Source organism: Pseudomonas sp. 2VD, from assembly GCF_005503585.1.
Taxonomy (GTDB): domain Bacteria; phylum Pseudomonadota; class Gammaproteobacteria; order Pseudomonadales; family Pseudomonadaceae; genus Pseudomonas; species Pseudomonas aeruginosa.
Window position 1 is genome coordinate 1 of the sequence record NZ_SCND01000364.1, and the last position, 5,909, is coordinate 5,909.

The 5,909-nt window shown below is 67.0% G+C and carries 8 protein-coding genes and 1 pseudogene; 4 read left to right on the forward strand and 5 right to left on the reverse strand.

Annotation, left to right across the window (positions count from 1 at the left end):
- A pseudogene (locus FFS27_RS27100) lies at window positions 1-226 on the reverse strand (reductase); the annotation flags it as partial.
- A gap of 204 nt (window positions 227-430) precedes the next feature.
- Between FFS27_RS27100 and FFS27_RS27105 the strand changes: the two are divergent.
- Window positions 431-1,174, forward strand: coding sequence for a metallophosphoesterase (locus tag FFS27_RS27105; protein ID WP_003110215.1), 744 nt, complete (start codon window positions 431-433; stop codon window positions 1,172-1,174).
- 3 nt (window positions 1,175-1,177) lie between these two features.
- On the opposite strand, the gene FFS27_RS27110 is transcribed toward FFS27_RS27105, so the two are convergent.
- The gene (locus FFS27_RS27110; RefSeq protein ID WP_003129152.1) at window positions 1,178-2,146 is read right to left on the reverse strand and encodes an alpha/beta hydrolase family esterase; all 969 of its coding nucleotides are present in this window, start codon (window positions 2,144-2,146) and stop codon (window positions 1,178-1,180) included.
- A 249-nt stretch (window positions 2,147-2,395) separates the two neighbouring features.
- On the opposite strand from FFS27_RS27110, the gene FFS27_RS27115 reads away from it, so the two are divergent.
- A complete protein-coding gene (locus FFS27_RS27115) occupies window positions 2,396-2,815 on the forward strand; it encodes a DUF1090 domain-containing protein (RefSeq protein WP_003084937.1) in 420 nt (139 codons plus the stop codon).
- Between the two features lie 191 nt (window positions 2,816-3,006).
- Here FFS27_RS27115 and FFS27_RS27120 read toward each other — a convergent pair whose 3' ends face one another.
- The 3 genes from FFS27_RS27120 to FFS27_RS27130 all read right to left on the reverse strand — a co-directional run bounded on the left by FFS27_RS27120 (window position 3,007) and on the right by FFS27_RS27130 (window position 4,865).
- Complete coding sequence (locus FFS27_RS27120) at window positions 3,007-3,465, reverse strand: c-type cytochrome (RefSeq protein ID WP_003110213.1); 459 nt, start codon at window positions 3,463-3,465, stop codon at window positions 3,007-3,009.
- A gap of 113 nt (window positions 3,466-3,578) precedes the next feature.
- Window positions 3,579-3,965 carry an MAPEG family protein gene (locus tag FFS27_RS27125; protein ID WP_003101585.1) on the reverse strand — a complete coding sequence of 129 codons (387 nt, stop codon included), beginning with the start codon at window positions 3,963-3,965 and terminating at the stop codon, window positions 3,579-3,581.
- A gap of 69 nt (window positions 3,966-4,034) precedes the next feature.
- A complete protein-coding gene (locus FFS27_RS27130) occupies window positions 4,035-4,865 on the reverse strand; it encodes a DMT family transporter (protein ID WP_021263076.1) in 831 nt (276 codons plus the stop codon).
- A gap of 227 nt (window positions 4,866-5,092) precedes the next feature.
- Between FFS27_RS27130 and FFS27_RS27135 the strand changes: the two genes are divergently transcribed.
- Together FFS27_RS27135 and FFS27_RS27140 are read left to right on the forward strand one after the other, a co-directional pair.
- On the forward strand, window positions 5,093-5,602 hold the full coding sequence (locus tag FFS27_RS27135) for a disulfide bond formation protein B (protein ID WP_021263077.1): 510 nt from the start codon (window positions 5,093-5,095) through the stop codon (window positions 5,600-5,602).
- 87 nt (window positions 5,603-5,689) lie between these two features.
- A partial coding sequence (locus FFS27_RS27140; RefSeq protein WP_171019239.1) for a LemA family protein occupies window positions 5,690-5,909 on the forward strand: 220 nt, incomplete at its 3' end.

The window sequence follows — 5,909 nt, forward strand, 5'->3', positions numbered from 1 at the left end:
TGTGCAGGCGGTACATGCGGTCGAGCCCGTCCAGCGGCTTCTCCAGCCAGACCGGACGCACCGCCAGCAGCATGATCAACGACATCAGGGCGAAGGACGCTACCCCGGTAAGCAGGATCGCCTGCTTGCGTACCACCCAGATATCCAGGCTCGCCGGCGGATCGACGGCCAGCGTCAGGCCCCAGGCCGCCAGCGCGGCGGCGAGAACTCCCCATAACAGTTTCATTGGCACCACTCCCCGACAGAACGCGCGAATCGCTGGAATGAACCCTGCGCGTCCAGTCTTAATTGTCCCTTAACTTCATAGGGGAATTAGCGAGGCCAGCGAGGTTTTCCCGCACAGCCATGACCTGCGTCAATCGTTGTCGGCCTTCAACCCCGGGGTGGGCGGAGCTATGCTGGTCCGCCGCGCCTACCGCCGAGCCGTGCCATGAAGATCCGCCTGCTGTCCGACCTCCACCACGAACATTTCGACGGGCGACGCCAACTGCCAGAGGTCGAGGCCGACGTGGTGGTGCTGGCCGGCGATATCCACAGCCACCTGGAAGGCCTGCACTGGGCCCGCGAGACCTTCGCCGACAGCGAGATCGTCTACGTCGCCGGCAACCATGAGTTCTACTCCTCGGAAATGACCGACCTGACCCAGGCGATGCGCAATATCGCCCGGGCGCTGGAGATCCACTTCCTGGAAAACGACGAAGCGCGGATCGGCCCGGCGCGCTTCCTCGGCGCCACCCTGTGGACCGACTTCCAGCTCTATGGCGCGGACGGCTATGCGCCCGCCCATGAGCTGGCCCTGCAATCGATGCCGGACTTCAGCTGCATCGACTGGTTCGGCGGCGACTTCACCCCCGAGCAGAGCATCGCCCTGCACCGGGCCTCGCGCGACTGGCTCGCCGAACAGCTGGCGCGGCCCCACGACGGCCCGACGCTGGTGGTCAGCCACCACGCGCCCAGTGCGCTGTCGATCCCGCCGCAGTTCGTCGGCAACCCGCTGTCGCCAGCCTTCGCTTCCAACCTCGACGAACTGGTGGCGCAGGCCGACTACTGGCTGCACGGTCACGTCCACGATGCCCTCGACTACCGCATCGGCCGGGCACGGGTGCTGGCCAATCCGGGCGGCTATCCCCACGAGAGAGGCGGGTTCCGTCCGGAATTCGTCTTCGAGGTCTGAGCCTCAGCGCGGCAACTGGCTGAAGAAGCGCCAGATTTCCGCTGGCGCGTCCAGTTCCGGGTCGCTCTTGCCGAGAATCCGCGGGAAGCGATAGTCCGGCTGCGCCAGCACGTGGCCGCCGCCATGCACGCTGAGCAGCTCCACCGGCGGATGGCCGTCTTCCTGCCAGCGCTGGCGCTCGGTCCAGACCGGGCCGGGACGGGTCAGCGGCGCCACGTCCGGCGGCGCGGCGATGCCGTTCAGGCCGGCCCACCAGCGTGCCGAGTCCAGGGTCGAGCGTACCGCGCCCCGGTCGCCGAAGCCGAACAGGCTGACCTTGCCGCCGAGATAGGGATTGATCGGATCGCGCGTGCCGTTGATCAGCAACGCAGCGGTCGGCCGCTCGACCGGCCGACAGGCATCGTTCTCCGTGGTCGGCAGGCTCGCCGCCACCGTTGCGATCGCCGCCGGCAACCCCGGTGCTTCGGCGGCCAGGCGGAAAGCCATCTGGCCGCCATTGGAGTAGCCGGCGACATATACCCGCTGCGGATCGACGCGGTATTCCTGGGCCAGCCGCGCCACCAGCGCGCGGAGGAAAGCCACGTCATCGACGTCACGCAGCCGCGCCGAATAGCTGGCGGCCTTGCGGCAATCGTTCCAGTGGCCCTCGAAGCCGTCCGGGTAGGCCACCAGGAAACCTTCTTGCGCCGCCAGCCGGTCGAAGCCGTAGCCGCTGATGCGGCGCATCTGCGCGCCGTCGCCCCGTGAGCCGTGCAGCACCACCAGCAACGGCGCTCCCTCGGTCACGCCCGGCGGCACGTAGAGCAGGTAATGCCGGCGCAGGCCCGCGACCTTCAGGCTCGAGTCCTCGCTGTGGCCGGCCAGCGCGGGGGTGCGCAGGGCCTCGTCCTGCAGCCACCACCAGGCGCCGGCGAGCAGCGCCAGGACCAGCAGCAGGATAAGCGTGCGAACCAGGCGGATCAGCGTACGCATCGCGGTTCTCCCATTCTCGGCGTCTTCGGACAACGTTAGGCCGGGTTGCGCCGGAATGCCCGAACCATGGCCCTTCTCCAGAGACCCCGGGGCGGCGTACTTTGCTCCCGGACAACCACAACCGTGCCGTTTGCTGGCACACTTGCGCCTTTGTCACGCCGGCTGCCGCCTGCCTCATCCGCCTGCCAGGACGCTCGGCCGAGCCGTCGTCCGGCAACCGCACCGGCCGTTCGATCAAGGAGCCAACCGATGTCCATTCGCCCTTCACTGCCGCTGGCCGGGCTGCTGCTCGCCGTCTCCCTGCCGCTCTCCGCCGCCCAGCCGGGCACCACCAAAGGCGCCCCGCTCAGCGGTTGCGCCGCCAAGCAGGCCGCCATCGAGGCGAAGCTGGAAACGGCCCGCTCGTTCGCCAACGAAGGCCAGGTGGCCGGCTTGGAAAAGGCCCTCTCCGAGGTCAAGGAGCACTGCACCGAAGCCGGCCTGCTGAGGGAGAACAAGCAGAAGGTGATCGACAGCGAGCGCGAGGTCAGCGAACGCGAGAAGGATTTGCGCAAGGCCATGGGCAAGGGCGATCCGGAGAAGATCGAGAAACGCAAGGCCAAGCTGGCCGAGGCCCGCGCCGAACTGGAAGAGGCCAAGAAAGGCCTGGAACAGGCCCAGGCACAGTAGGACACCAGGTACCGCCCTACGCCTCGCGCCTCCCACGTAAGGCGTATGACGCCCACGGCGTTACCCGCCATCCGCGCCGCAGCGGGACACCAGGTGCCGCCCAGCGCTGCCGCAACGGCGAATGAGCGCCAGCGCTCATTCGCCCTACCCCTCGCGCCTTCCAGGCAGGGCGTATGACGCCCGGTCCGGCCTCAGAGCGCGCGGAATTTCTTGTGGCAGGCTTCGCAGGCGTCTTCCACCGCGGCGAAGTCCTTGCGCACGCCATCCGGGGTCGGCGTGGCCTGGCGAGTGTTGTCCTGGAGACGGTTCATCGCGTCGATGAAGACCTGGGTGGCGGCCTTGAACTCCTGCTGGCGCTGCCAGACCTCGTCCTTGGCGCGGGTGTCCTCGCCCTCCTCGCCGGCCTTGGGACTGGGGAAGTACTGCCAGGGCTGGTCGGCCAGTTGGTGCAACTTCGCCGATCCGGCGCGGAACTTCTCCGCGTCGAAGGGCAGGCGTCCGCGGAGCATCCCGCCCATGTCCTCGCTGGTCCGTAGCATTTCCTTGAAGATCGCCTGGCGCTTGGCCTCGGGCGAGTTGGGATCCATACGGTGACAGCCGCTCAGGGCGACGCCGGCCAGCAGCACGACGAGCAGGGACTTCAGCTTCATGGCAAGGCTCTTTTTTTCAGGGTCGATCACGGAAGCGGCGGATTATCCGCCGCCACCGCCGATTGATCCAGAGCCGCGCGCCCGCACTGCGGCCATAGGCCGCAGCGGGCTGCTCAGGCGGAAACCACGAAGAACGCGGCGATGAGCAGCATGCCGACGAACCAGACCAGCGAGCGCAACGGCCCCCAGTCGGCGAGGTAGCAGATGACGTAGAGCAGGCGACTGGTGATCCAGGCAATGGCCAGGCTATCCAGGGTCGCCTGCGAAGCGTTGCCGACCAGATGGGCGATGATCACCGCCGCGGCGAACGCCGGGGTCACTTCGAAAGCGTTCAACTGGGCGTTGTTGGCACGCCGGCGAAAGCCTTCGAGCGAACCGAGGAACGCCCGCGGGTCGGCGTTGGCCCGACCGCCGTAGCCCTCCCCGCCGAACTTGGCGATGGAGGTACAGACGTAAGGCAGGAAGATCGCGATCAGCACGCACCAGAAAGCGATGGTCATGGCAGTTCCTTGTAGTTGTGGAACTGCAACTCAAGCTGGCGCCGCTCGTTCTGTAAAGGCACAGCTCCTTCAGAGCTTCATCAGCAGCATTCCGGCCAGCACCAGGCCGCACGCCAGCAGGCGTGGCAGTCCGAACGGCTCGTTGAGGAAGCGCATGCCGAACAGCACCGCCAGCAGCACGCTGGTCTCGCGCAACACTGCCGCTTCGGCGATCGACCCCAGCTGCATGGCCCACAGCACCAGGCCGTAGCTGGCCAACACGCAGACCCCGACCGCCAGGCCGAGCTTCCACTCCAGCGCCCAGAAGCGGGCGAAGGCGCGGGTTCGCGCGCCGGCTGCGATCAGCGGGAACGGCAGGCCGGAGAGCAGCGTCAGCCAGACCAGGTAGTCCAGCGCCAACGGCCAGCGCTTCAGGGCGTTGCCGTCGCTCCAGGTGTATCCGCCGATGCACAGGCCGATCAGCAGCACCACCGGCAGGGTCCGCCAGGGCAGCCGCGAACCGCCGCCGCCCCAGAGCAGGCAAAGCATGCCGAAGGGAATCAACAGGATGCCGAGGATCTGCCGGCCGCTGAGCTGCTCGCCGCCGAACGCCAGGGTCAGGCCCAGCACCACCAGCGGCGACAGCCCGCGCATCAGCGGATAGACCAGGCCCAGGTCGCCGACCTTGTAGGCCTCGATCAGCAGTACCCGGTAGAGCAGTTGCAGGACGGTGGCGCCGAGCAGCCAGGGCCAGACTTCGGCCGGCGGCAGGCTGACGAAGGGCAACAGCAGGATGGCGCAGAGCACGCCGACAACGTCCATGCAGGCGACGACCAGCAAGCGGTCGCTGCTGAACTTGACCAGGGTGTTCCAGGTGGCGTGGAGAACGGCGGCGCACAGCACCAGGCTGGTGGCTAGCATGATGGTCCTTTTGGTATAGACCAGGATAGTCTATCCCGGCGGAGCCTCCAGATGCTCACCCCGTTGCGGCGTTTTTCCCTGAAAGCTCCTACGAAAGCGGAGAAACATGCAGCAGACATCGTTACGTCAAACGGCTTAATCTTCGGGCAATCCTGATGGACTACCATCGGCCAGCGCCGCACAGTGCCGGCCCGGCCTCCCTTATCAACGACACAGGAATCCCTGCCTTGAGCGCTCTCCTCAAGCCCCTCGACAACCGCTTGTTCTGGCCCGCGGTCGCCATCGGCGGCCTGCTGATCCTCGCTTTCGTCCTCTACCTCCAGCATGTGCGCGGCTTCGCGCCCTGCTCGCTGTGCATCTTCATTCGCCTGGACGTGCTCGGCCTGGTGCTCGCCGGGATCGTCGGCAGCCTCGCCCCGCGTTCACGGATCGCCGGCGGCATCGCCGCGCTGGGCATGCTCGCCGCCAGCCTGGGCGGGATCTACCACGCCTGGTCGCTGGTCGCGGAAGAGAAACTGGCTGCCCAGGGCATGGGCAGTTGCAAGATGTTCATGGGCTTCCCCGAATGGATACCGCTGGATACCTGGCTGCCGCAGGTCTTCCAGCCCGAGGGACTGTGCGGCGAAGTGGTCTGGACCCTGCTCGGCCAGTCCATGGCGGTCTGGTCGCTGGCGCTGTTCGTGTTCTGCCTGCTGGCCCTGGCGGCCAAGCTGGCATTCGGCCGCCGCAACGCCTGACAGCGCCGATATCCGTGCCGGCACAAGGAACGTGCTGGCCATTGGCTGGTCTACAATCGAGCTTTCTCAACCCGGATGAGTACCACCATGCCTCGATTCCTCAGAAATGCCCTCCTTCCCGTCCTCGCCCTGCTGCTCAGCGGCTGCGGCTACAACGCCATGCAGGCCGGCGACGAACAGGTGAAAGCCGCCTGGTCGGAAGTGCTCAACCAGTACCAGCGGCGCGCCGACCTGGTGCCCAACCTGGTCAGCACGGTGAAGGGCTATGCCTCCCATGAGGCGTCGGTCCTGACCCAGGTCACCGAGG

Excerpts from the sequence above, each read along its gene's own strand:
- FFS27_RS27105 (WP_003110215.1), top strand. The coding sequence starts at position 431 with ATGAAGATCCGCCTGCTGTCCGACCTCCACCACGAACATTTCGACGGG.
- FFS27_RS27110 (WP_003129152.1), bottom strand. The coding sequence starts at position 2,146 with ATGCGTACGCTGATCCGCCTGGTTCGCACGCTTATCCTGCTGCTGGTC.
- FFS27_RS27115 (WP_003084937.1), top strand. The coding sequence starts at position 2,396 with ATGTCCATTCGCCCTTCACTGCCGCTGGCCGGGCTGCTGCTCGCCGTC.
- FFS27_RS27120 (WP_003110213.1), bottom strand. The coding sequence starts at position 3,465 with ATGAAGCTGAAGTCCCTGCTCGTCGTGCTGCTGGCCGGCGTCGCCCTG.
- FFS27_RS27125 (WP_003101585.1), bottom strand. The coding sequence starts at position 3,965 with ATGACCATCGCTTTCTGGTGCGTGCTGATCGCGATCTTCCTGCCTTAC.
- FFS27_RS27130 (WP_021263076.1), bottom strand. The coding sequence starts at position 4,865 with ATGCTAGCCACCAGCCTGGTGCTGTGCGCCGCCGTTCTCCACGCCACC.